The sequence below is a fragment of the Denitratimonas organivorans genome (genome assembly GCF_037478135.1).
Taxonomy (GTDB): Bacteria; Pseudomonadota; Gammaproteobacteria; order Xanthomonadales; family Xanthomonadaceae; genus Denitratimonas.
On the sequence record NZ_JBBHDV010000003.1, the window covers coordinates 61,420 to 82,742 of the forward strand.

24 protein-coding genes are annotated in these 21,323 nt (G+C 66.4%); 11 read left to right on the forward strand and 13 right to left on the reverse strand.

What is annotated here, in order from left to right; genetic code table 11:
• Positions 1 to 81: 81 nt before the first annotated feature.
• The 11 genes from WDB66_RS04150 to WDB66_RS04200 all read right to left on the reverse strand — a co-directional run bounded on the left by WDB66_RS04150 (position 82) and on the right by WDB66_RS04200 (position 11,863).
• Entirely contained in the window at positions 82 to 3,246 is a 3,165-nt protein-coding gene (locus WDB66_RS04150) for a two-component regulator propeller domain-containing protein (RefSeq protein WP_339397282.1), read from the reverse strand.
• 305 nt (positions 3,247 to 3,551) lie between these two features.
• Positions 3,552 to 4,856, reverse strand: coding sequence for a M20/M25/M40 family metallo-hydrolase (locus WDB66_RS04155; RefSeq protein WP_339397283.1), 1,305 nt, complete (start codon positions 4,854 to 4,856; stop codon positions 3,552 to 3,554).
• Positions 4,857 to 4,937: 81 nt separating this feature from the next.
• A complete protein-coding gene (locus WDB66_RS04160; protein ID WP_339397284.1) occupies positions 4,938 to 5,447 on the reverse strand; it encodes a redoxin domain-containing protein in 510 nt (169 codons plus the stop codon).
• 58 nt (positions 5,448 to 5,505) lie between these two features.
• Positions 5,506 to 5,736: a DUF6522 family protein gene (locus tag WDB66_RS04165; RefSeq protein ID WP_339397285.1), complete on the reverse strand. Its 231-nt coding sequence runs from the start codon at positions 5,734 to 5,736 to the stop codon at positions 5,506 to 5,508.
• 90 nt (positions 5,737 to 5,826) lie between these two features.
• A complete protein-coding gene (locus WDB66_RS04170) occupies positions 5,827 to 7,623 on the reverse strand; it encodes a DUF2207 domain-containing protein (protein WP_339397286.1) in 1,797 nt (598 codons plus the stop codon).
• Positions 7,620 to 8,168 carry a LemA family protein gene (locus WDB66_RS04175; RefSeq protein ID WP_339397287.1) on the reverse strand — a complete coding sequence of 183 codons (549 nt, stop codon included), beginning with the start codon at positions 8,166 to 8,168 and terminating at the stop codon, positions 7,620 to 7,622. The genes WDB66_RS04170 and WDB66_RS04175 overlap by 4 nt, the downstream gene beginning before the upstream one ends.
• Before the next feature lie 155 nt (positions 8,169 to 8,323).
• Positions 8,324 to 9,412, reverse strand: a complete 1,089-nt coding sequence (locus WDB66_RS04180) for a DUF1615 domain-containing protein (RefSeq protein WP_339397288.1) — start codon at positions 9,410 to 9,412, stop codon at positions 8,324 to 8,326.
• Positions 9,413 to 9,501: 89 nt separating this feature from the next.
• A complete protein-coding gene (locus tag WDB66_RS04185; protein ID WP_339397289.1) occupies positions 9,502 to 10,458 on the reverse strand; it encodes a 5'-nucleotidase in 957 nt (318 codons plus the stop codon).
• Positions 10,439 to 11,209, reverse strand: coding sequence for an NAD kinase (locus tag WDB66_RS04190; protein WP_339397290.1), 771 nt, complete (start codon positions 11,207 to 11,209; stop codon positions 10,439 to 10,441). The genes WDB66_RS04185 and WDB66_RS04190 overlap by 20 nt, the downstream gene beginning before the upstream one ends.
• Before the next feature lie 97 nt (positions 11,210 to 11,306).
• Complete coding sequence (locus tag WDB66_RS04195) at positions 11,307 to 11,609, reverse strand: type II toxin-antitoxin system RelE/ParE family toxin (RefSeq protein ID WP_339397291.1); 303 nt, start codon at positions 11,607 to 11,609, stop codon at positions 11,307 to 11,309.
• A complete protein-coding gene (locus WDB66_RS04200) occupies positions 11,606 to 11,863 on the reverse strand; it encodes a type II toxin-antitoxin system ParD family antitoxin (RefSeq protein ID WP_339397292.1) in 258 nt (85 codons plus the stop codon). The genes WDB66_RS04195 and WDB66_RS04200 overlap by 4 nt, the downstream gene beginning before the upstream one ends.
• 308 nt (positions 11,864 to 12,171) lie before the next feature.
• Here WDB66_RS04200 and WDB66_RS04205 point away from each other — a divergent pair, with 308 nt between their 5' ends.
• Positions 12,172 to 12,798 (forward strand): esterase/lipase family protein, encoded by a 627-nt coding sequence (locus WDB66_RS04205; RefSeq protein WP_339397293.1) that lies wholly within the window; start codon positions 12,172 to 12,174, stop codon positions 12,796 to 12,798.
• 35 nt (positions 12,799 to 12,833) lie between these two features.
• Here the strand turns inward: WDB66_RS04205 and WDB66_RS04210 are convergent, their stop codons facing one another.
• Positions 12,834 to 13,181, reverse strand: a complete 348-nt coding sequence (locus tag WDB66_RS04210; protein WP_339397294.1) for a type II toxin-antitoxin system PemK/MazF family toxin — start codon at positions 13,179 to 13,181, stop codon at positions 12,834 to 12,836.
• Positions 13,178 to 13,429 (reverse strand): AbrB/MazE/SpoVT family DNA-binding domain-containing protein, encoded by a 252-nt coding sequence (locus WDB66_RS04215; RefSeq protein ID WP_339397295.1) that lies wholly within the window; start codon positions 13,427 to 13,429, stop codon positions 13,178 to 13,180. Before WDB66_RS04215 ends, WDB66_RS04210 begins: the two co-directional genes overlap by 4 nt.
• A gap of 162 nt (positions 13,430 to 13,591) precedes the next feature.
• Here WDB66_RS04215 and WDB66_RS04220 point away from each other — a divergent pair, with 162 nt between their 5' ends.
• The 10 genes from WDB66_RS04220 (at position 13,592) to tolB (ending at position 21,260) form a co-directional block, all read left to right on the forward strand.
• Positions 13,592 to 14,083, forward strand: a complete 492-nt coding sequence (locus WDB66_RS04220; RefSeq protein WP_339397296.1) for a DUF4920 domain-containing protein — start codon at positions 13,592 to 13,594, stop codon at positions 14,081 to 14,083.
• Between the two features lie 75 nt (positions 14,084 to 14,158).
• Positions 14,159 to 14,902, forward strand: coding sequence for a YebC/PmpR family DNA-binding transcriptional regulator (locus tag WDB66_RS04225; protein WP_339397297.1), 744 nt, complete (start codon positions 14,159 to 14,161; stop codon positions 14,900 to 14,902).
• Between the two features lie 15 nt (positions 14,903 to 14,917).
• Positions 14,918 to 15,457, forward strand: coding sequence for a crossover junction endodeoxyribonuclease RuvC (ruvC, locus tag WDB66_RS04230; protein WP_339397298.1), 540 nt, complete (start codon positions 14,918 to 14,920; stop codon positions 15,455 to 15,457).
• 39 nt (positions 15,458 to 15,496) lie between these two features.
• Positions 15,497 to 16,093: a Holliday junction branch migration protein RuvA gene (gene ruvA, locus WDB66_RS04235; protein WP_339397299.1), complete on the forward strand. Its 597-nt coding sequence runs from the start codon at positions 15,497 to 15,499 to the stop codon at positions 16,091 to 16,093.
• A gap of 64 nt (positions 16,094 to 16,157) precedes the next feature.
• Complete coding sequence (gene ruvB / locus WDB66_RS04240) at positions 16,158 to 17,201, forward strand: Holliday junction branch migration DNA helicase RuvB (protein WP_339397300.1); 1,044 nt, start codon at positions 16,158 to 16,160, stop codon at positions 17,199 to 17,201.
• A complete protein-coding gene (gene ybgC / locus WDB66_RS04245) occupies positions 17,201 to 17,692 on the forward strand; it encodes a tol-pal system-associated acyl-CoA thioesterase (protein WP_339397301.1) in 492 nt (163 codons plus the stop codon). The genes ruvB and ybgC overlap by 1 nt, the downstream gene beginning before the upstream one ends.
• Positions 17,693 to 17,695: 3 nt before the next feature.
• Positions 17,696 to 18,466 carry a protein TolQ gene (gene tolQ / locus WDB66_RS04250; RefSeq protein WP_489670813.1) on the forward strand — a complete coding sequence of 257 codons (771 nt, stop codon included), beginning with the start codon at positions 17,696 to 17,698 and terminating at the stop codon, positions 18,464 to 18,466.
• A gap of 97 nt (positions 18,467 to 18,563) precedes the next feature.
• Positions 18,564 to 18,995, forward strand: coding sequence for an ExbD/TolR family protein (locus WDB66_RS04255; RefSeq protein ID WP_339397302.1), 432 nt, complete (start codon positions 18,564 to 18,566; stop codon positions 18,993 to 18,995).
• A gap of 7 nt (positions 18,996 to 19,002) precedes the next feature.
• Positions 19,003 to 19,959, forward strand: coding sequence for a cell envelope integrity protein TolA (gene tolA / locus WDB66_RS04260; RefSeq protein WP_339397303.1), 957 nt, complete (start codon positions 19,003 to 19,005; stop codon positions 19,957 to 19,959).
• Entirely contained in the window at positions 19,956 to 21,260 is a 1,305-nt protein-coding gene (gene tolB, locus WDB66_RS04265; RefSeq protein WP_339397304.1) for a Tol-Pal system beta propeller repeat protein TolB, read from the forward strand. The genes tolA and tolB overlap by 4 nt, the downstream gene beginning before the upstream one ends.
• Positions 21,261 to 21,323 lie beyond the last annotated feature (63 nt).

Here is a 21,323-nt window from a genome sequence, read left to right on the forward strand (position 1 = left end):
ATGCCGGAAGGCTTCCATGACACGGATCAATTCGGGCCGGGCCGTAAGGAAATGCCCGCCGGCCGGTTCAGGTGTGCCTGCTCAATCCCGGCCTTCATCCAGCGCCGCGCGCACCGCATCGCGCGGCAGCGATCCGCTCAGATGCAGGTGGCCGGCGTCCAGCATCGCCGGCAGCTGGCGGCGCCAGTCCAGCGGCAGTGGTTCGGATGCGCCGGCGTGGATCCCGACCCAGCCGTTGCGGCCGGCGCGCTTGGCGGCGTACAGCGCCAGATCCGCCAGTTCCACCACATCGCTCCAGCTGGTCTGGTGGGGAAACGCGGTCTGCAGTGGGAACGTTGCCTGGCCCAGTGAGCAGGAGCGGTGCAGGCGGCGCCGGTCGGGCAGTTCGAAGGCGCGGCTGCCGATGGCCTGCACCACGCGGTCGGCCAGTTCGGCGGCATGGCGGCGGGTGGCGTGGCGCGCGACGACGAGGAACTCTTCGCCACCCCAGCGCACCAGATGGTCGCTGTCGCGGAAGCAGTCGTGCAGGCGCTGCGCCACCTGCATCAGCACCGCATCGCCGGCGGCGTGGCCGTATTCGTCGTTGACCTGCTTGAAGTGGTCGATGTCGACCATGAAGAACAGCAGATCAGCCTGCGCCGCGTTGCGGCCTTCGGTGCTGGCGGCGTCGTGGCGTTGCAGGCTCTGCGCCACGTCGGCCTCGATGTGGGCGGCGAAGTAGCGCCGGTTGCGCAAGCCGGTGAGCGGGTCGGTGAGGCTGGCTTCCTCCAGTGCCTGCGACTTTTCACGCAGTGCGATCGAGACATCCTGCAATTCCCGGGTGCGTGCGGTGACGTGCTGCTCCAGCTCGTGCTGGCGCCGGCGCAGCCAGCGCGTGCGTTGATGGATCAACGCGTGCAGCAGCACGAACAGCAGTGCCAATGCAGCCAGCCGCGCCCACCAGGTCTGCCACCAGGCCGGATACACGCGCAGTGGCAACGACAGCAATTGATCTCCGGACTGGCTCGCGCGCGGGTTGCTGCGTAGTTCGAAACGGTAATTGCCGGGCGCCAGGTTGGCGAAGGTCGCGACGCGGTAATCGGCCGTCGTCGTGGTCCAGTCCTCACGCTCGCCCAGCAGGCGGTAGGCGTACTGGATGCGGTCGGGCGCGTTGTAATCGAGCGCGGCGAATTCGATTGCGAGGCTGCGCTGGCCGGGCACCAGTTCCACGCCTTCCATGCCGAGTGCCTGCGGCGTGCTGGTGCCGTCGATACGCAGATCAGTGATGGCCAGCGGCGGCGCGTGGTCGGAAAGCTGGAAATGTTCCGGCAGCACCGCGACCAGCGCCTGTGTGCCGCCGAACAGCAGGATGCCGTCGCGGGTCTGCGCATAGGCGCGGAACCAGGGCGAGCCCAGTTCCACACCATCGCTGGGGCCCAGCGTCAGTACCCGCTCCAGCGCGGGATCCAGAACGTGGCTTTGCGTCCAGAGCCGGCCTTGCGCATCGCGCAGCAGATTGGCGCCGAAAGGCTGGCCGGGCAGACCGTGCCTGCTGCTGATGGCTTCGACGGTTTCGCGGCCTTCGGTGTCCAGCTTCAACTGGAACAGGCCCGATGGGGTATCGAACCAGACACTGCCATCGTCATCGACCAGCAGGCCGAGCACGTCCGGGTTGTGCCCACGCGCCGGGTGCGCGGCTTCGATCCGGCGCGGTTGCGCATCGGGATCATCCAGCAGCGCGAGGCCGGATTCGCTGCCGATCCACAGGCGTTGTGCGGCATCCAGACCCAGCGCATTGATGTCGCCACGCAACGACGTGGCCGCATCGCCGGATTTGCGTTCCAGTGCCGTCGCGCCGGGCCGGTGCCGCCACAGGCCATCTTCGGCGGCGATCCACAAATCACCGCGCGGATCGGCCAGCAGGCGTCGCACGCGCCCGGTGTCCAATACGAAATCCTGCAACGGTCCGTTTTCGGCGGCGCGGCGGAAAAGTCCCGCATCGCTGCCGATCCACAGCGCACCATCGACGGTTTCCGCCAGCCCGGTGATACGCACGCCGCGCAGCAGCGGCTGGCCGTTTTCATCGCGCAATACATCCTGCGGTTGCAGCGCGGCATCAAGCACCGCGATGCCGCGCCCCTGGGTGCCGAGCAGGATGCGGCCGTTCGCGAGCACCGCGATGGCGCGCACGCTCAGATCGTCCGGCGCGTCATCGACGGCGGCGAAGGCATGGCGGTCGCGCAGGCGGAAGGCGGTATTGCGCGAGTTGTGCCGCTGCACCCCGCCGCCATAACTGCCAACCCAGAACTGTTCGCCGCGATCGCGCAACAGGGCGCGGACTTCGCCATTGGCCAGCGAGGCGGGGTTGCCGGGCTGGTGGCGAAGATGATGCAGCAGCCGGCCATCGCTGATGGCGCGGATCTCCACGCCGTTGGCGCGCCCGGCCCAGAGCTGGTCCGGCCCGGTCTGGAGCAGGGCATAGATCGCGGCATTGCCCGCATCCGCGATCGGCTGTGCGATGGCGTTTTCATCACCGGCGGCGATGCGCCACAGCCGGCCATCGCGGCTGCCGACCCATATCTGCCCGTCATCGCTTTGGAGCAGGGCGGTGATGCGCGGTGTGGCATCGCCCAGCGCGACCGGCGTGAACGTGGGGGCATCGGTTGTGCGCCGGGCCAGGCCGTTCCAGCTGCCCAGCCAGAGCGTGCCGTTGTGGTCGAACAGCAGTGATTCGATGCGGTTGTCCGGCAGACCGCTGCCATCGCCGTAGCTGAATTTCCGCAGTTGCCCGTCGCGGCTGCGGACCAGCACGCCCTGGTCGTCGGTGCCGATCCACAGCTGTCCCTGCGCGTCCTCGACCAGCGTGTTGACCGAGAACGACGGCGGCATCAGCGCGCCGGTGTCGACCGGCAGCAAGCGGTCGCTGGCCGGTTCGTAACGCGCCAGCCCGGCGAAATCGGTACCGACCCAGAGCGCACCATCGCGGTCGGCCAGCAGCGAGCGCACGAACAGCGAGGTTTCCTCCGGCGCCGCGCTCCAGCGGTTGCCGTAAAGCCGGAAGCGATGCCCGTCGAAACGCACCAGCCCGCGCGCCGTTCCCATCCAGATGAAGCCGGTGCTGTCTTCGGCCAGCGAGGTCACCACGCTGCTGGGCAGGCCCGGCCCGGCAGCGGCGAAACGTGGCAGATCAGGTGCAATCCCGCGTGCTGCCGGCAACGCGTGCGGCAGCAGCAACAGCAGAAGGAAGGCGAGTACACGGACGGGCATGGCGCATCCTAGCCCGGATATTTCATGAGATCGCAGAAAAGTGCCCCGCAAACCTCACCAGATTGCCATTTGATCCATGTTTCCGCTTTGGATGAAGTGTCCCGCGCACTTTTCTGCTGACGCGGCGCTCGCGGGTCTTTTGCGCCGCTCGCTGTGTTGCTCCTCCCCCCGGTGGGGCCTGCCACCGGGAGTCGTCGCGCCTTGCGAGCGGCACAAAATCCCTCGCGATCATCCACGCCCCTCATGAAATATCCGGGCTGGCACGATGCATATCGGGCCGCCCGCCGCGAAGGGATGGCTGCCACTCAATCCTGCGATTCGAAACCGTCGACATGCAGTGGCGGGTGGCCGCTTTCCGCGCCGGTTTTCGCCAGTTCGCCGATGAAGGCCAGTGCGAACCATGCGAACGGCACGCTCGCCTGCGCCGTGCCACCGACATGGCCCAGCGTATCGTTGGCGGTGTGCAGACCGGGATAGAACGACTGGGTGGGCGAGCCGGGTTCGGAAGCCATCACCGCGGGAAAGCCCTTGGCTGTCCACGAAGCATGGTCGGAACAGCCATAGCCGCAGGCCAGGTCGCGCCGTTGCAACCCACGCGAACCCAGATAGACATCGAACAGCTCACGCGAAAAGTTCAGCAGTGGGCCGTTGCTGTAGTCGCTGATGAAGTGCAGATGGTAGGCCACACCGACGTGGTAATTGGTCATGTCCAGTTGCAGCACACCGACCACATTGACGCCGTCAGCGGCGTAGCTTTCGGCGATCGCGCGCGAGCCGCGCAGGCCGATTTCCTCGGCCGCGTAACCCATGAACTTGACGCTGCGCTTCGGTCGCCAGCCGCTGTCCAGCGCGATGCGGATCACCTCGGTGATCACCGCGATGCCGGAGGCGTCGTCATCGGCGCCGGGCGCGAACTGTTCCGGGTTGCTGCCGGCGCCCGAGCGGATCGAATCCAGGTGCGCGCCGACCACGACCACCTCGTCCGGCAGCTCCGTCCCGGTCACGGTCAGGATCACCGAGGGCTGGGTCGAACACAGCGTGCAGGCGGTGAACAGTTCGGCCTGCACATCGCTCCGGCCGGCCGCCAGTCCGGCCCAGCGGTCGTGGATCCAGAGTGCGGCATCGAGCCCGTGCGGGCTGGCGTAGTAACGGTTCTGGTAGCTGGAAAGATGCTCGATCGTGGCGCGGATGTTGGCCTCGGCCACCTGCGGAAACCAGGGCTCGATAGTGGCGGCGTTGTCGATCGTGTAGCCGCTGCCGGCCGGGGCCAGCAGGGCCTGCAGGGAGCGCTCGCGTGCGAGGAAATCCTCGGCTTCCGCGCGGCTTTCGAATGCGAAATAACCGCCACAGCGGCCTTCGCGGTGATGCAGGTGTCCGGTCAGCAGATGCTGCTGGGCGGTATCCAGTTCCAGCAGTTTCAGCGCGGTGCCGAGACTGTCGCGCCGCTCGCTGGCGGGCAGGTGGCGCAGCGGACTGTTGCGCAGGCTGTCTGCGGAGGTCAGCACCCAGGCCGGTGGATCATCCGCCACCTGTGCTGCGGCGGTGGGCGACAGGCCGGCGGCGACTGCCAGCAGGAGGGGCCAGCGGAAAATGCAAATGCGGTGCGGCATATGGTGTTGCCCCCGGAGCGGTGGTGTCGCGCCCGCGTATCCGGTGGTCCGGGCGCGGCATGTGTCCCCTGCGGGCGGATTCTACGCGCGTGATGGGCCTGGCGTTGCTGTGCCGTGCCGCGCTTCCTGCATCAGCAACGCGATCTGTGCGCCCAGCACCAGATCGCCGATCTGGCCGAAATGCTGGTGCCGCAACCGGCCCTGGGCGTCGATCAGGATGATCGTCGGGGTGCCGCGCATGGCGTAGGCACGCATCGTCTGCGGGATTGGCTCGCCGTCGCCGGGGCGGTCCACGCCGACCGGGAAATCGATGCGGTATTCGTGCAGGAAGGCCTGCAAGGACACCGGCCGCATTGCATCGTGGTGTTCAAACACGGTGTGCAGGCCGATCACGGCGACATCTTCGGGCGAAAAGGTGGCGCGGATACGCTGCGCCTGTGGCAGGCCGTGGCTGACGCAGCCCGGGCACAGCATCTGGAAGGCTTCCAGCACCACGACCTTGCCGCGCAACGATTCCAGCGTCGGCGCCTGCGCGGTGTTGAACCAGTGTTCCACCTGCCACGGTGGAGCGGGTCGGGGCGGGATGTCCATGCCGGTGCGTTCGTGGGGGCAGCCGGGGCGGCTGGTGCCAGTGTATGGCGTGACCGGTTCAGCCGCTGCCGAGCAGCTGACCTTCGGTGTCGAGCAGGAAACGGGCACGTTTGCGGCCGAAATAGAAGCTGGCGCGGTAGCGGCCTAGGTCTTCGCCGGTGCCGCGTTCGCACAGCACGGAAATCCTGCCGTCGGCCATCAGTTGACGGAAGCGCTCCACTTCCAGATCCAGTGCGCGCGCCACCAGTACGCCGTCGATGTCGATCGATGGGTTGGGGGTTGCGATCATGTCGCCACGTTCCTCTTGTCTGGGTCGGACTCCAGATTGGCGCTGTTCGCCGTGGCCGGCCATGACCTGGATCAGCTGCGCTGGCGCAGTTCAGCGCCCGCCAATCCCGCCGCCACCACCACCACCGCCGGAGAAACCGCCGCCGCCGGAAGAGCCGCCGGAGAATCCCGAACCGCTTCCCGGGGGTGTGGCGACGTGATCGATCCGGGTTGTGAGCGATCTGCCGACCGCTCTGCTGAAAGCGCCCATATCGGACACCGGACGGCCATTGCTGCTGTACCAGGCCATCGTCGAAGTGGCTGCGGCAGCGGCGCTGGCGCCCACGGCGAGGGTGAACTTGCGGGTCCAGGCGTCCTCGACCTTCAGTGCCACGGCATAGGGCAGAAGAAACTGGTAACGCTGCTCATCCAGTATCGGATCCTGTGTGCCCGGCGGTTGCAGGCGCTTCAGTTCTTCACGGTCCGCCACGCTCAGGTAACGGCGGAAACCTTCGATACGGTCCCGGAGGACGCGGCCTTCCGGCGTGACTGCGGGCAGCAGGAGGGCCAGCACGATGGCGGCCACGATGGTCAATCCCACCAGCGGAAGGGCCAGCAGTTGGCCGCCGCCGGTGCCATGGCCGATAGCCAGCGCCGCAACGCTGAAAGCCACGGCGATTCCCAGAACGATCAGCACGCTGCTGCCGTTGCTTTGATACAGGCGCCCGCCATACAGGCGCTTGAGCATCCGGCGGATACGTTGCTGATGGGCGAAGAAGATGGTGCGGGCGCGGCTGGCGCCGCTGTCATCCAGGGTGAGATGCGGCTCCTTGCGGAACAGCGCGCGTGCCAGCGGTTCCAGCCCGGGTGCCAGCGCGTCATCTGCGGTATCACCTGCCTCGCTGTCATCGGTGCGTTCAAGGCGCCAGGTTTCCGCCCTTCGACCCTTTTTCTCCACTTTGATCCGCAACTTGCCGGCAACCGCCAGCGCCAGCACATCGGCCGAGACGCCGCGCATGTCGGGATGGCGTCTTTCGATCAGGCGCAGCATCGACGGCGGCAGGCCATCGGGCGGGTTGTATTGCACCACCACCGGGCCGGGCCTTGCATCGCGCCCGATCCGGTGCCAGCGCGGCAGGCCGTAGCCCAGCACCGCCAGCAACCCGAGCAGCGCGATCAGGCCGGCGCGGTTGTCGGTCAGCAGCCACCAGAACTTGCGCAGCGGGCCGGGTGCTTCGACCACGCCTTTGGGAAAACCCAGCACGATGGTGAAAGCTTCGCGTGGTTTCAGCGGGGCGGTCAGCTGCCAGCGTGCAACACCCGGTGCCGTGATTGCGCCCTCCCAGTTCTGGTCGCGGCTGCCCCAGGTTCCGGTATAGGCCGTGATCCGCATGGCTTCGGGATCCACTTCATACGGTAGCTGCACCTCGACCGTGGCCGTCTCTATCGGGAAGATCGAGCCGGTGCCGATGGCGCTCCAGTAGAGCTCGTCGTGCTCCTGGAAAAATCCCAGTTGGCGCGTGGTGTGGTAACGGAAGGTGTAGGTGAATTCGCCCGGCACCGGCAGGAAGTTGTCGTCGCCGGTGTTCAGCCGTATGCCATTGAACAGCGTCTCGGTGAACCACGGCTCCGGTTCACCGTCGCGCAACACCGTATACACCTCGAAGCCGACCCGGACGCGGTTGCCGTTGCCGTCGATGTAACCGGTCGGGAAATCCCGCGTCAGACCGCGGCGGATGTTCTGGCCCTCGGCCCGCACCCTGATGTGTTCGGTCACGTCCATGCTGCCGTCGGGATGGATGAGCACCTCGCTGTCGTGCGAGAGAATGCGTTCCTGCGCGAACAGCGGTGCGCTGCCGGTGCACAGCACCAAAGCCAGCAGCAGCTGGAACAAGGTTGCGCGACTCATGGTTGTGCCACGTCCGGTGCGATGCGCCGGGCCGGATCGGCACTGAAGAATGCTTCCGCCGGAAAACCCATCGGCCGCGCCAGCAGCCGGGTGGGGAGGCGTTCGACCGCATCGTTGTGATCCCGCACCGCACCGTTGTAGAAGCGGCGGGCGTATTGCAATTGTTCTTCGACCTGCACCAGATCGCGCTGCAATTGCAGGAAATTGCCGCTCGCTTTCAGTTCCGGATACGACTCTTCCAGCGCCAGCAGGTGGTCGATGGCGCGCTGCAACTCCTCCTCGGCCTGCGCCAGTTCCGGCCGGGTATGCGTGGCGAGGGCACGCTGGCGCAGCGCGGTGACGGCCTGCAAGGCGGCGGTTTCGTGTGCCGCAAAGGCGCGTACCGCGCTGACCAGTTGTGGCACCAGATCGTGCCGGCGCGCGAGTTGCACATCGATATCCGACCAGGCGGTGAGCACCTGATTGCGCAGCCGTATCAGGCGGTTGTAGGTGGATATGGCCCATGCCAGCAGCAGGGCAAGGAGCAGACCGATAAACAGGATCATGATGGTGTGCGGTTGGCTGGCATGGGCATCGGGCTGATATGGCCGGATTCCGTAGGGTAGCGCAGCGACGCCGGCATGCTGTCCGGCGGCTGGTCACTGTTGGCGGTGTCGTTGATGGCTTGTCCTGCCGGCAGCAGTGCGTGGGTCGGAGTGGTTCAGCGCTGCATGCAGTGGCGATAGCGGTCGTAGACGCGGGTGGCGAACCATTCGGTGGTCAGTTCGCGGGTGATCTTCGGGCTTTCCAGCCGGATGCCGGGAATCACGGCACGCGGCAGCGCGTTGCCGGCGGCTGCTTCGCCCAGTTCGAACACGCGCCGGTGCAGGGCCGAATCACTGAATTCCAGCCGGTCGGCGCGTTCCAGTTCGCGCCGGATCTGGCGGGGGGTCATATCGAGTTTTCCAGCGAGCGAACGCACCGCGGCTTCGGTCAGGCCGGGCTGGTCCAGCGGTGCGCCGGGCAGCAGCAGGTCGCCATCCAGTGCCAGCGGAATCCCGCTGGCCTGGCTGACCGCATTCTGGAAGGCGGCATTGCGGCTGGCGTAACGTCCGGCGTTGTAGTCGGCAAAACGATGCACCTTGCGGGTGTACGGCGTGTCGTAGCCAAGCAGGTGTGCGATGCCGAAATACATGCCGCCGCGCCGGCTGAAGACTTCGTTGCGGATGCTGCCGTCCACCGCATACGGGTAGCCGCGCGCGTTGGCCTGCGCGAATGCGATCGAGACCTGCATCGGGCCGCCGGTTTCCACCGGATTGCGTTTGCCGAACAGGCGCTGGCCCAGCGGCACGCGGCCGATCAGATCGTCGTACAGCGCGCTCAGTTCGCGTTCGGTGCGCACCTTCGACAGCCGTTCCTCGTAGCTGCGGCCATCGGTGGATTTGAGCTTCAGCGCGGCGGCGACGGCGAATTTCGGGATGTGCAGCGCGGCGGCGCGGTCTTCGATTTCCTTGCGTGCGATCTTCGCCAGATTCGGCACCGAGGGGTCGGCGCGGTAGCCGGATTCCTGTTCCAGCACCGCCAGCACGGCGCAGATGTTTTCCGCATTCGGCGTGATCGACTGGGCCTGGAAGGCGATCTGGATGTCGGCAGCCCAGCCGTCGCGATCAGGGGCGTTGGCAGGGATGCGACGGACGATCTCGGCGCGCACTTCGGCCGGGGTCGGGCCGGCCGGGGTTTTGGGCGCCTGTCCGGCGCAGGCGGCGAGCAGCAGCGCGGCCAGTGCAGCCAGTACGGTGGCCCGCAGCATGGTGTTCCCGCCTTGCCCGGCGCGATGGCGAGCGCTGCATTGCGCGCCGCGCGGACTGTCTTCATGGGCCGCGCTTCCGGTGAATCGGCTCATCGCGGATTCGACACCCCGTGCGGCACATGCCCGGCGGCGACATGCCGGGCCGCGTTCTGGATGTTGTGGGTGCAATCGTCGAAAAAGATGTCGGCCCCGAAGGCGCGCAGGAACGGACCCTTGTCGCGCCCGCCGAGGAACAATGCCTCGTCCAGCCGCACGCCCCACTGGCGCAGGGTCAGGATCACGCGCTTGTGCGCCGGTGCCGAGCGCGCGGTGACCAGCGCGGTGCGCAGCGGGGAGTTTTCCGGCGGGAACGCGATCTGGATCTGGTGCAGCGCATGCAGGAAGCCGTGGAACGGCCCGGCCGACAACGGCGTCGCGGCCAGTTCGCGCTCGTTGCGGGCGAAGGCTTCGAGCCCGTCCTCGCGCGAGATGCGTTCGGATTCATCGCCAAAGATCACTGCATCGCCATCGAAGGCGACCCGCAACTGGCTGTCGGTGCGCGCTGCGGCACGCGCCGGCAGGATGGTCGCGGCGGCGACGCCGTTGTCGAGCGAAGCCCGCACCGATTCCGGATTGGCGGAAAGGAACAGGTGCGCGCCGAACGGCTTGATGTAGGGCCACACCGGCGCACCGCTGGTGAAGGCCGCGCGTACGATTTCCAGTTCGCTGCGCTCGATCGAGTTGAAGATGCGCAGCCCGGTGTCCGACGAATTGCGCGACAGCAGGATGACCTCGATGCGTGGCAGTTCGGGTTTGCCCAGTGCGTTGAGCGCCAGCAGTTTCTTCACCAGCGGGAAGGCGATACCCGGTTCCAGCGGCTCGTCCTCGCGGCTGCGCTGATAGGCGGCGTAGGCGTCCACGCCCTCGGCTTCGAACACGGCGTGGCTGTCTTCCAGATCGAACAGCGCGCGTGCCGACAGCGCCACCACCAGGCGCTCCTCGCCCGGCGCGGCGGCCAGATGCGGGTTCAGTTCGATCACGGCCGGGTCAGACGGTGAACTGCTCATCGAAATTGCGCTCTTCCATATTGTGTTCGGGGTCGAACAGCAGGGTGACGGTTTTGTCCTTCGATTCGCGGATCGTCACTTCCACCACGTCGCGCACTTCGAACGAATCGGCGGTGGCGCTGACCGGGCGTTTCCACGGATCCAGAATCTCGAACCTGACCTCGGTGTCGTTGCGCAGGATCGCACCACGCCAGCGGCGCGGCCGGAACGGGCTGATCGGCGTCATCGCCAGCAGGTCGCTGGCCAGCGGCAGGATCGGGCCGTGCGCGGAGAGGTTGTAGGCGGTGCTGCCGGCCGGCGTGGACACCAAGACGCCATCGCAGACCAGTTCCTCCAGCCGCACCCTGCCATTCAGATGGATCCGCACCTTGGCCGCCTGCTTGGTCTGGCGCAGTAACGACACCTCGTTGAACGCGACCGCGCCGACGCTGCCGCCGGCCTCGGTTACGGCGACCATTTCCAGCGGCTTGAACGTGGTGCGCTCGGCCGCCTGCAACCGTTCGATCAGCGCTTCGGTGGAAAAGTGGTTCATCAGGAAACCGACGCTGCCGGCCTTCATGCCGTAGATCGGCTTGCCCAGACCCATGTGCCGGTGCAGGGTCTGGAGCATGAAGCCGTCGCCGCCCAGCGGCACCAGGATGTCGGCCTCGTCCGGCGACACCTGCTCGTAAAGCTGTTCCAGCTCGGCCAGCTGCGCCTGTCCTTCCGGCGTGCGGCTGGCGAGGAACGCGATGCGGGGAGGTTGGTTCACGGGCAGGGTCACCTTGTGGGGCGGGGAATCCACACTTTACCCCGCAATGGCCGCCGGCCCCATCCGTGACCGATGAGCATATCGAGACAGCGCAGGATCATGGCTCGCGGGGGAACAGCAGCGGCAGGTAATCGCGCGCGCCGTGCAGGATGTGCAGCACGACCACTTGCCCGGCTTCCACGCGATAGAACACCAGATGATGGCCATGGACCCGGCGTCGTACGCCCATGTCCGCGTAGCGTGGCACCAGCGGGAACGCCAGCGGTGCATCGCCCAGAGCCAGGCAGCAGGCGCGCAGTTCCTGCATGAAGCTTACGGCCCGGCCCGGATTGTCACGCGCAATCCAGTCCGCGATGGCTTCGAGATCGGCTTCGGCTTCCTGCGTCAGCCGCACCTTCATGCCGTGGTTTTCGCCATTGCCGCGTACTTGGCCTCAAGCCGGTCGAACACGGCCTCGGCCGATTGCGTGCGGCCGGCTTCAGCATCCTCCAGGCTGCGCGCCATCGCTGCATCCAGCACGGCAAAGCGGGCCTCGCGCTCCTGGATCAGCCGGACCCCTTCGCGCAGCACTTCGCTCTTGGAGCCATAGCGTCCGCTTGCCACCAGATCGCTGATGAATTGTTCCAGCGGTTTACCGAGTTCTGCACTGATCATGGCGTGCTCTGCGTTGGACGGATCGCCAGCCTAAGGGTCTTGATAACAGTTATCAAGGTGAGCTGGGCATGATCAACCGCGCCGTCAGGAAAGCAGGGCGCATACGGAGCGGAATCCGGATTGCCGGCGGTTTGTGGGAGTAAGCCTGCCCAAGATCCCGATATTCGGACATCGTGTGGAAAGTGCTGTCGCGGCGGGTTGCTTCCGCAGGAGCGATTGGGTGAGGGCGGTTCAACAGGCGCGCAGCCAGCCCGGATTAGACTCATGCGATGGAAAAATCCGCAGCAATCTTCCCGCAGGTGAAAACAATGGCGCCGGCCCGGCCGGCACGGGTGCTGCTGGTGCCGGGCATCTGGATGCCGGGCTGGTCGATGCGCTGGTTGGCGAAACAATTGGCGGGCGAAGGATTCTCGCCGCGCTGGCTGGGATATGCCGGCGTCTCTGGCGGCCCGCAGCCGACCCTGCCGCGTCTGCGCGAGGCGATGGCCAGCGCCGACGCGGTGGTGGCGCACAGCCTCGGTGGTCTGATGGTGCTGGAAGCCTTGCGCGAAGCGTCGGATATTCCCGTCAGCCGCGTGGTGTGCCTGGGTTCGCCGCTGGCCGGCAGCTTGGTGGCGGCAGGCCTGGAGCGGCGCGGTCTGGGCTTCATGACCGGACGCAGCCGCGAGCTGCTGACGGCGGGTGTGGCATTCCCGTGGTCGGCAACTGCACAGGTTGCCGCCGTGGCCGGCACATCGGCACGCGGCGTCGGGCGCATGCTGGGCGGGCTGGATGGCCCCGGCGATGGCACCGTCAGTGTCGCCGAAACCCGCTGGCCCGGCCTGCGTGCCCACACCACGGTGCACGCCAGCCATTCCGGCCTGCTGTTCTCGCGCGATGCGGCGCGGCAGGTGGGTGCGTTCCTGCGTGGCGGTGGTTTCGAAGCGGAAGCGTGACGCGGTGGCGGCAAGGGCGGGGACATTTCGTCCGGCTATTCGAGAATCGCCCGAACCGCTTCCAGCGCTTCCTGCACCACATGGGCTGGCGCCTTTTCCAGATGCCGAAACGTCCCCGCCCGGGCATCGACGGTGCGGGTCTGGTCGCAGAGCACGATGCCGTGGGTACGCAGCCCGGTTCCCATCAGGGTCACGCTGAAACCGGTCTCGCGCGAGGCGCTTCCACCTTGGGTAATCGGGGCCACCAGCAGCAGACCCGAGGCGCTGTTGAAAGCATCGGCCGACAGCACCAGCACCGGGCGCGAGCCGCGTATCTCGCGGCCCTGGGTCGGGTCCAGGCTCAGCTCGAGTATGTCGCCCCGCTGCGGGATGGCGCGGCTCACAGCGCCTCCCTTCCTTGAGCGGTGTCCTCCAGCCAGTCGGTGTCGCGCTGCCACAGGTCCGGGGATGTCGGGCTTTTCGCCAGCCGATCAGCGAGGCTGCGCCGCGCCGGCGTCACCGAGAGGCTGTCGCCAGAGACGGTCAGCTCGACCACCGAGCCGGCATCCACGGCCAGGGTGTCAGCGATGGCCTTGGGAATCGAGAGGATGATGGAGCCGCCGGAGCGGCGGAGGGTGGCGACACAGCTCATGATGGCCGTTCCTTTTGTTTTACTCACGTAAAACATACGCGGGTGCGGCTAGCTCGGCAACTGGATCAGCCGCTTTCACCAACCGCCGGCAGGTGTAGCATTCGACATGAAATCCACCCAATACAATATGATTCTCGTTCTCATTTGAAGGAGTTGTGCGCCATGTCCATCCGCTGCCTGCCATTGCTGTTGTTGCTCGCGCCGCTGGCGCACGCCGGAACTGCGCTGGATGCACCCGAAAGCTGGGGCGAGACGGTGCCCGAACAGCAGGCGCTGCCGCTGGACCAGGCGCTGGCCTCGTTCGATGCCGCGATGAACGAGCCGCGCGTGTATCAGGGCCGCATCGTCGAGGTCTGCGAAAAGCGCGGTTGCTGGGCGAAGCTGGAGCTGGACGGCCACTCGGCCCGGGTGATGCCGCGCGATTACGGCTTCATGATGCCGCGCGACCTGCGTGGCGAAGCGCTGGTGTACGGCGTGTTGCAGGCCGGCGATGGCCATGGTCATGGGCACGATCATGGAGATGACCATGACCACAGCCATGCACACGATCATGACCACGCACATGGGGAAGGTGAAAGCCATGCGCACGCTGCTTCCGCAGTGGCGGAGCGCAGCTTCCGCATCGACGCACTGGGCGTGGTGATGGTGGAGTAGCGCACCACGGCCGGCGGGCTGCCTGCCGTTGTAGAATCGTCGGCTGTTTCCACTACACGTACCGACGGTTCCACCATGGCAGGACACAGCAAATGGGCCAACATCCAGCACCGCAAGGGCAAGCAGGATGCCAAGCGCGGCAAGATCTTCACCAAGATCATCCGCGAAATCACCGTGGCAGCCCGCCTCGGTGGCGGTGACCCCGGTTCGAATCCGCGCCTGCGCCTGGCCATGGACAAGGCCCTGGCGGCCAATATGAACAAGGACAACATCGAGCGCGCCATCAAGAAGGCGACCGGTGAACTGGAAGGCGTCAGCTACGAGGAAATCCGTTACGAAGGCTATGCGCCCGGCGGCGTCGCGGTGATCGTGGACACGATGACCGACAACCGGATGCGCACCGTGGCCGAGGTGCGGCACGCATTCAACAAGTTCGGCGGCAATCTGGGCACTGATGGCTCGGTCGCCTTCATGTTCAAGAAGCTCGGCGTGGCCTCGTTCGCGCCTGGTGCCGACGAGGACGCGATCACCAATGCCGCGATCGACGCTGGTGCCGACGATGTGGTGGTGCATCCGGAAGATGGTTCGATCGAAGTGATCGCAGCGCCGGAAAACTTCGACGCCGTGCTGGCCGGGTTCGAGGCCGCCGGGCTGAAGCCGGATGAAAGCGAAGTCACGCTGCGTGCCGACAACGATATCGCGGTCGAGGGTGATACCGCTGTCACCGTGGTCAAGCTGCTGGACTGGCTGGAGGATCTGGATGATGTCCAGGAGGTCTATTCCAATGCCGATCTGCCGGCCGAGGCCTATGAGGACTGATCTGGTCCGGCGGCGATGAAGCCGGTACTGGCCACGACCCGCATCCTGGGCATCGACCCGGGCTCGCAGCGCACCGGCGTGGGCATCATCGATGTCGATACCGCCGGCGGCATCCGTCATGTGCACCACTGCGCCCTCAATCTGCTGGCGGCCGATTCCTTCCCGCAGCGGCTGCGGCTGCTGCTGGACGGATTGCGCGAACTGATCGAGCTGCATGCGCCGCAGGAAGTGGCGATCGAAAAGGTCTTCATGGCGCGCAACCCGGATTCGGCGCTGAAGCTGGGTCAGGCGCGCGGCGCCGCGATGAGCGCGGTGGTGCTGCGCGATCTGGCGATCCACGAATACGCCGCCAAGGAAATCAAACTGGCCGTGGTCGGCACCGGCGGCGCGCAGAAAGAGCAGGTGCAGCACATGATCGGCCTGATGCTGAACCTGCCCGGCAAGATCCAGGCCGACGCCGCCGACGCGCTGGCGGTGGCCGTGACCCACGCGCATGTGCGCGCCACCGCGCGCCGCATCGGCGTGGATGTGCGGCAGGCCTGGGGACGGAAGTAGGCGCGGCACACGCCGCAATCGTGCGGAAAGGAGCACAGCGTGATCGGACGATTGAAAGGCACTCTGGTGCACAAGCAGCCGCCGTGGCTGATCGTGGATGTGGGCGGCGTCGGTTACGAGCTGGAAGCGCCGATGAGCACCATCTACGACCTGCCCGAACTCGGGCGCGAAGTGGTGCTGTTCGTGCATCACGCGCAGAAGGACGATGGTGTTTCGCTGTATGGCTTTCTGCATGAAAGCGAGCGTCGCCTGTTCCGCGATGTGCAGAAGGTCACCGGCATCGGCGCGAAGATCGCGCTGGCGATCCTGTCCGGCAGCAGCGTCGCCGATTTCGCACGCCAGGTGAAGGACGGCGATACCGCCGCACTGTCGCGCATCCCCGGCATCGGCAAGAAGACCGCCGATCGTATCGTGCTGGAATTGCGCGACAAGCTCGACGGCCTTGCCGGTGCTGCTCCCGGCGTGACGACGGCCGAACGCAGCGCTCCGGCCGATGCCCTGGGCGAGGCCACGGTGGCGTTGCAGCAGCTGGGCTACAAGACGCCGGAAGCTGCGCGCATGGCGCGTCAGGCCGCAGCGGACGGCGACAATGCCGAGGCCATCATCCGCAAGGCGCTGCGCGCCGCGCTGAAATGAACCTGCGGCTGTCCGCGCGTGATATGCCTGCGCCGCAGGGCCGGATTTGGGTCACAATGCCGCGATGACTTCCGACCGCATCATCGCCGCCGACGCCACCAGCGAGGACGCCAACTCCGAGGCCCATATCCGTCCGCGTTCGCTTGACGAATACCTGGGCCAGCAGGCGGTCCGCGAGCAGCTCAAGATCTACATCGAAGCGACCAAGCGCCGCGGCGAGGCGCTCGACCATGTGCTGGTGTTCGGCCCACCCGGGCTGGGCAAGACCACGCTGGCGCATGTCATCGCGAACGAGCTGGGCGTCAACCTGCGCCAGACCTCCGGCCCGGTGATTGAGAAGGCCGGTGATCTGGCTGCGCTGCTGACCAATCTGCAGCCGCACGACATGCTGTTCATCGATGAAATCCACCGCATGCAGCCGGCGATCGAGGAAGTGCTGTATCCGGCGATGGAGGATTTCCAGATCGACATCATGATCGGCGAAGGCCCGGCCGCACGTTCGATCAAGCTCGACCTGCCGCCCTTCACGCTGATCGGCGCCACGACCCGCGCCGGGCTGCTGACCGCGCCATTGCGCGACCGCTTCGGCATCGTGCAGCGGCTGGAGTTTTATTCGCCGGAAGAACTGACCCGCATCGTGCGGCGTTCGGCCGGCATTTTGGGCATTGATTGCGAGCCGGAAGGCGCGGCCGAAATCGCGCGCCGCTCGCGCGGCACCCCGCGCATCGCCAACCGCCTGCTGCGGCGGGTGCGCGACTACGCCCAGGTCAAGGGCGATGGCGTCATCACGCGCGCCATCGCCGATGCCGCGATGGTGATGCTGAAGGTCGATCCGGAAGGCTTCGACCAACTCGACCGGCGCATGCTGAGCACGATCATCGAAAGCTTCGACGGCGGCCCGGTCGGGATCGAATCACTGGCCGCGGCGCTGAGCGAGGAGCGCGGCACGCTGGAAGACGTGATCGAACCGTATCTGATCCAGCAGGGCTATCTGGTCCGCACCGCACGCGGCCGCATGGCCAGCGCCAAGGCGTATCAGCACCTTGGACTTGGGTCCAAGGTGCGGGACTCGGAAGTTGGGAGTGGGGAATCGGGGGAGCTGTTCTGATGGCCCACGATGCCTGCGAAGCTGGCGATGCCAGCGCGTCGCTTTCCCAATCCCGAATTGCCAATTCCGAATCCTCGCCGTTCAGCCATCCGATACGCGTCTACTGGGAAGATACCGACGCTGGCGGTGTGGTCTATCACGCGTCCTATGTCCGTTTCCTCGAACGCGCGCGCAGCGAGTGGCTGCGCAGCCTGGGCATCGGACAGCAGACATTGCGCGAGCAGCAGGGTGTGGTGTTCGCGGTGCGCGGCATGCAACTGGATTTTCTCGCGCCGGCACGGCTGGACGATGCGCTGTCGGTGCTGGTCGGCGTGTCATCTCTTGGCCGCGCCAGCCTGGTGTTTGAACAGCGCATCGTGCGTGACGCCGATGCGCGGGTGTTGCTGACGGCCACGGTCAAGGTGGCCTGCCTGTCGGCGCCGGATTTCCGTCCGCGCCCGCTGCCTGATGGCATGCGGGAGCGGTTCAAGCAAATTTCGCATGAGGTGTGATCGATGATGCTGTTGGCGATGTTGCAGACGGCGGCCCCGGCCGCTGCCGAAGCCCTGGGCGAGGCTGCGGTCTCCGGCCTGCCGCCGGCCCCTGTCAGTGCCGAACTGGACACGCTGCAACTGATCCTGCATGCCAGCCTGCCGGTGCAGCTGGTGATGCTGTTGCTGCTGCTGGCCTCGATCGCGTCCTGGGTCATCATCTTCCGCAAGCGCAAGGTGCTGGGCGGCGCCAGCGAAGAGGCCGATGATTTCGAGGAGCGCTTCTGGTCCGGTGGTGATCTGGCCGCGCTGTTCCGCGATGTTTCCGGACGCGACCAGCGTCCGACCGGGCTGGCCGCGATCTTCGAGGCCGGCTTCCGCGAATTCGCCCGGCTGCGGCAGAAGCGCGGTTCGGATTCGCGCATCCAGGTGGAAGGCGCGCAGCGCGCGATGCGGGCCAGTCTGGCACGCGAAGTGGACGCGCTGGAAAGCAATCTGGAACTGCTGGCCAACGTCGGTTCGATCAGCCCTTACGTCGGCCTGTTCGGCACCGTGTGGGGCATCATGATCTCCTTCCACGGGCTGGCCTCGATGAAGGAAGCCACGATCGCGACCGTCGCGCCGGGTATTTCCGAAGCGCTGATCGCCACCGCGATGGGCCTGTTCGCGGCGATCCCGGCGGTGTGGGCCTACAACCGCTTCGCCACCAAGGTGGACCGCATCAACGTGCGTTACGAGGCCTTCGCCGAGGAGTTCAGTTCGATCCTGCAACGCCAGTCGCAGGATGAATTCTGAGCCGCCGCATGCAGCCCCGTTTCCCTGTCTTCCACGTTGAAAGCATGCCCGCCGTGCGCGTCCTGGCGCCGTGGGCCTTGCCTGGAGTATCCCGTCGATGATGACCCGCCGCAGGCGCCGCAAGCTCAATGCCGAAATCAACGTCGTGCCCTACATCGACGTGATGCTGGTGTTGCTGATCATCTTCATGGTCACCGCGCCGCTGTTGCAGCTGGGCGTGGACGTGAGGCTGCCGCAGGCCGATGCGCGCGGCATCCAGGCGCCGAAGGATCCGGTCGTGGTGGGCGTGACCCGCGACGGCCGCTATCTGCTCAAGCTCGAAGGCCAGCCGGCGGAAGAACTGGACGAGGCAGGGCTGGAAACGCGCATCGCCGCCTTTGTGCGCCAGAGCCCGGAAACCGCGGTCTTCATCGATGGCGACATGGATGCCTCCTACTCGCTGATCTATCGCGCGATGGCGGCGCTGCAGCGTGCCGGCGCCAGCCGCATCACCTTCCGGGGCGAGCCGGCCTCCAGCGGCGCGCGTTGACCCTGCGATGGAAACCCGTGCCGACAGGATCACCTCGGTCGTGCTGGCCATCGGCCTGCATCTGCTGCTGTTCGGCCTGATGTTTGTCGGCATGCTGTTCCAGCGCGAGCGTCCACCGCTGTCGGTGGCCGGCGGCTCGATCGAAGCAGTGCTGACCGAAGCCTTGTCCACACCGGCATCTGCACCACCCCCGCCGCCGCGCCCGGCCCCGCGTGCCGAGCAGGAGACCGCGCCCCCGCCGCAGCCGCGCCCGGAGCCACGCCCGCAGGATTCGCCCGAACCCGAACAGCCTGACGCCCAGGCGCCGTTGACCCGGCCCGATACCGTGGATCAGGAGAAGGTCCTGCGCGAAGCCGAGGAACGCGCCGAAAACGCACGCCGCGAACAGGAAGAACGCCGCCGCCAGGAACAGGTGCAGCTGGAAGAGCAGCGCGAAAAGGAAGCCGCCGAACGGCGCCAGCGTCTGGCCCAGCAGCAGGCCGAGCGCGACAAGCAACTGGCCGACATCCGCCGTCAGCGTGAGGAGGCGGAAAAGCGCCGCCGGATGGAAGAGGGAAAACTCCAGCAACTGGCCGACCGCCGTGAACAGGCTGCCACCCAGGCTCCAACGCCTGCGGCCGCGCCAGCTTCGAACCAGCCGCTGTCCGACCGGCTCGGCAACCAGGGCACCGATGATGGCTTGGCTGCGCGCTACGCATTGGCGATCCAGCAACAGATCGATCGCAACTGGCTGCGCCCGGACAATCTGCGTCCGGGCCTGCGCTGCTACATCGGCGTGACCCAGATGGTCGGCGGCCAGGTGACCGGCGTGGATTTTTCCCGCTGCCAGACCGATGAGATGACACGTCGCTCCATTGAGGCCTCGCTCATGCGTGAGCCGCTACCGTACCGTGGCTACGAAGATGTCTTCGAGCGCAAGCTCATCGTCCCATTCTGTTATCCGATCGAGGTCTGCACCCGATGAATCGTCTGCTGATGCTGCTCGCATTCCTGCTCGTCCCGCTGCATGGCCTGCATGCCCAGACCCTGGAAATCAACCCGATCAGCGGCAGTGCTGCAGCGTTGCCGATCGCGGTGGTGCCGTTCGACTATCTGGGGGCATCGGTGGCACCGGATGTCGATCTGGCGGCCGTGGTGCGGGCCGATCTGAACCGTTCCGGCTCGTTCCGCACGCTGGCCGACCGCGATCTGGTCGAACGCCCGCTGCGCCAGTCCGACGTCAATTTCGGTACGTGGCGCCTGCTGCGGCAGGATTACCTGCTGGTGGGCCGCGTACTGGACGATCCGGCCGGCGGTTACCGCACCGAGTTCGAACTGTTCGATGTCGCCAAGCAGGAGCGCATGCTCGGCCTGGCGCTCAGTGGCCGGCCCGGCAACATGCGCGACATCGCGCATCAGGTGGCCGACCATGTCTACGAGAAGATCCTCGGCACGCGCGGCGCGTTCTGGACCCGCATGGCCTACGTCACCGCCGTGGGCCTGGGCCGCGACACCACCTATTCGCTGATGATCGCCGATGCCGACGGCCACAACCCGCAGACCGTGGTGCGCTCGCGTGAGCCGCTGATGTCGCCGGCCTGGAGTCCGGACGGGAAGCGTCTGGCCTATGTCAGCTTCGAGCGGGGCGCGTCGTCGATCTACATCCAGGAGATCGCCACCGGCGCGCGCGAGGTGGTATCCAGCTTCAAGGGCATCAACGGCGCACCGGCATTCTCACCCGACGGCAGCAAGCTGGCGCTGGCGCTGTCGCGTACCGGCAACCCGGAAATCTACGTTATGGATCTGGCCAGCCGCGCCCTGACCCAGCTCACCAACCACTGGAGCATCGACACCGAACCGGTGTTCACACCCGATGGCCGCAGCATCATCTTCACCTCCGACCGCGGCGGAAAGCCGCAGCTGTACGAGGTCGCCATCGAGGGTGGGGAAGCCCGCCGCGTCACCTTCAGCGGACAGTACAACGCGCGTGCCACGATCGAGCCGGAAGGCCGTATCGCTATGGCGCAAGGGGCCGGAAACGTTTATCGTATCGCTGTTCTGGATCGCAGGTACGGCAGCGGAGGGGAGACGCGGTTGATCTCCCCGGGCAATCTGGACGAATCGCCGAGTTTTGCCCCGAATGGAAGCATGATCCTGTACGCCACGCGTGAAAATCAGCGCGGCGTGCTCTATGTCGTGTCCGCGGATGCGCGGGTGCGGCAGCGTCTGGTTTTGGCCGATGGTGACGTCCGGGAGCCCGCCTGGTCGCCATTCAGGCAGCGGTAAGTTTATTGGACGGGCTTCTCCAACAATCAGCTTGACCACCCGATTACCTCATCCTTGCAAGGA

Bases quoted from the DNA above. Each gene is read 5' to 3' on its own strand.
- WDB66_RS04150 (WP_339397282.1), bottom strand. From the start codon at position 3,246: ATGCCCGTCCGTGTACTCGCCTTCCTTCTGCTGTTGCTGCTGCCGCAC.
- WDB66_RS04155 (WP_339397283.1), bottom strand. From the start codon at position 4,856: ATGCCGCACCGCATTTGCATTTTCCGCTGGCCCCTCCTGCTGGCAGTC.
- WDB66_RS04160 (WP_339397284.1), bottom strand. From the start codon at position 5,447: ATGGACATCCCGCCCCGACCCGCTCCACCGTGGCAGGTGGAACACTGG.
- WDB66_RS04165 (WP_339397285.1), bottom strand. From the start codon at position 5,736: ATGATCGCAACCCCCAACCCATCGATCGACATCGACGGCGTACTGGTG.
- WDB66_RS04170 (WP_339397286.1), bottom strand. From the start codon at position 7,623: ATGAGTCGCGCAACCTTGTTCCAGCTGCTGCTGGCTTTGGTGCTGTGC.
- WDB66_RS04175 (WP_339397287.1), bottom strand. From the start codon at position 8,168: ATGATCCTGTTTATCGGTCTGCTCCTTGCCCTGCTGCTGGCATGGGCC.
- WDB66_RS04180 (WP_339397288.1), bottom strand. From the start codon at position 9,412: ATGCTGCGGGCCACCGTACTGGCTGCACTGGCCGCGCTGCTGCTCGCC.
- WDB66_RS04185 (WP_339397289.1), bottom strand. From the start codon at position 10,458: ATGAGCAGTTCACCGTCTGACCCGGCCGTGATCGAACTGAACCCGCAT.
- WDB66_RS04195 (WP_339397291.1), bottom strand. From the start codon at position 11,609: ATGAAGGTGCGGCTGACGCAGGAAGCCGAAGCCGATCTCGAAGCCATC.
- WDB66_RS04200 (WP_339397292.1), bottom strand. From the start codon at position 11,863: ATGATCAGTGCAGAACTCGGTAAACCGCTGGAACAATTCATCAGCGAT.
- WDB66_RS04205 (WP_339397293.1), top strand. From the start codon at position 12,172: ATGGCGCCGGCCCGGCCGGCACGGGTGCTGCTGGTGCCGGGCATCTGG.
- WDB66_RS04215 (WP_339397295.1), bottom strand. From the start codon at position 13,429: ATGAGCTGTGTCGCCACCCTCCGCCGCTCCGGCGGCTCCATCATCCTC.
- WDB66_RS04220 (WP_339397296.1), top strand. From the start codon at position 13,592: ATGTCCATCCGCTGCCTGCCATTGCTGTTGTTGCTCGCGCCGCTGGCG.
- WDB66_RS04225 (WP_339397297.1), top strand. From the start codon at position 14,159: ATGGCAGGACACAGCAAATGGGCCAACATCCAGCACCGCAAGGGCAAG.
- ruvC (WP_339397298.1), top strand. From the start codon at position 14,918: ATGAAGCCGGTACTGGCCACGACCCGCATCCTGGGCATCGACCCGGGC.
- ruvB (WP_339397300.1), top strand. From the start codon at position 16,158: ATGACTTCCGACCGCATCATCGCCGCCGACGCCACCAGCGAGGACGCC.
- ybgC (WP_339397301.1), top strand. From the start codon at position 17,201: ATGGCCCACGATGCCTGCGAAGCTGGCGATGCCAGCGCGTCGCTTTCC.
- tolQ (WP_489670813.1), top strand. From the start codon at position 17,696: ATGATGCTGTTGGCGATGTTGCAGACGGCGGCCCCGGCCGCTGCCGAA.
- WDB66_RS04255 (WP_339397302.1), top strand. From the start codon at position 18,564: ATGATGACCCGCCGCAGGCGCCGCAAGCTCAATGCCGAAATCAACGTC.
- tolA (WP_339397303.1), top strand. From the start codon at position 19,003: ATGGAAACCCGTGCCGACAGGATCACCTCGGTCGTGCTGGCCATCGGC.
- tolB (WP_339397304.1), top strand. From the start codon at position 19,956: ATGAATCGTCTGCTGATGCTGCTCGCATTCCTGCTCGTCCCGCTGCAT.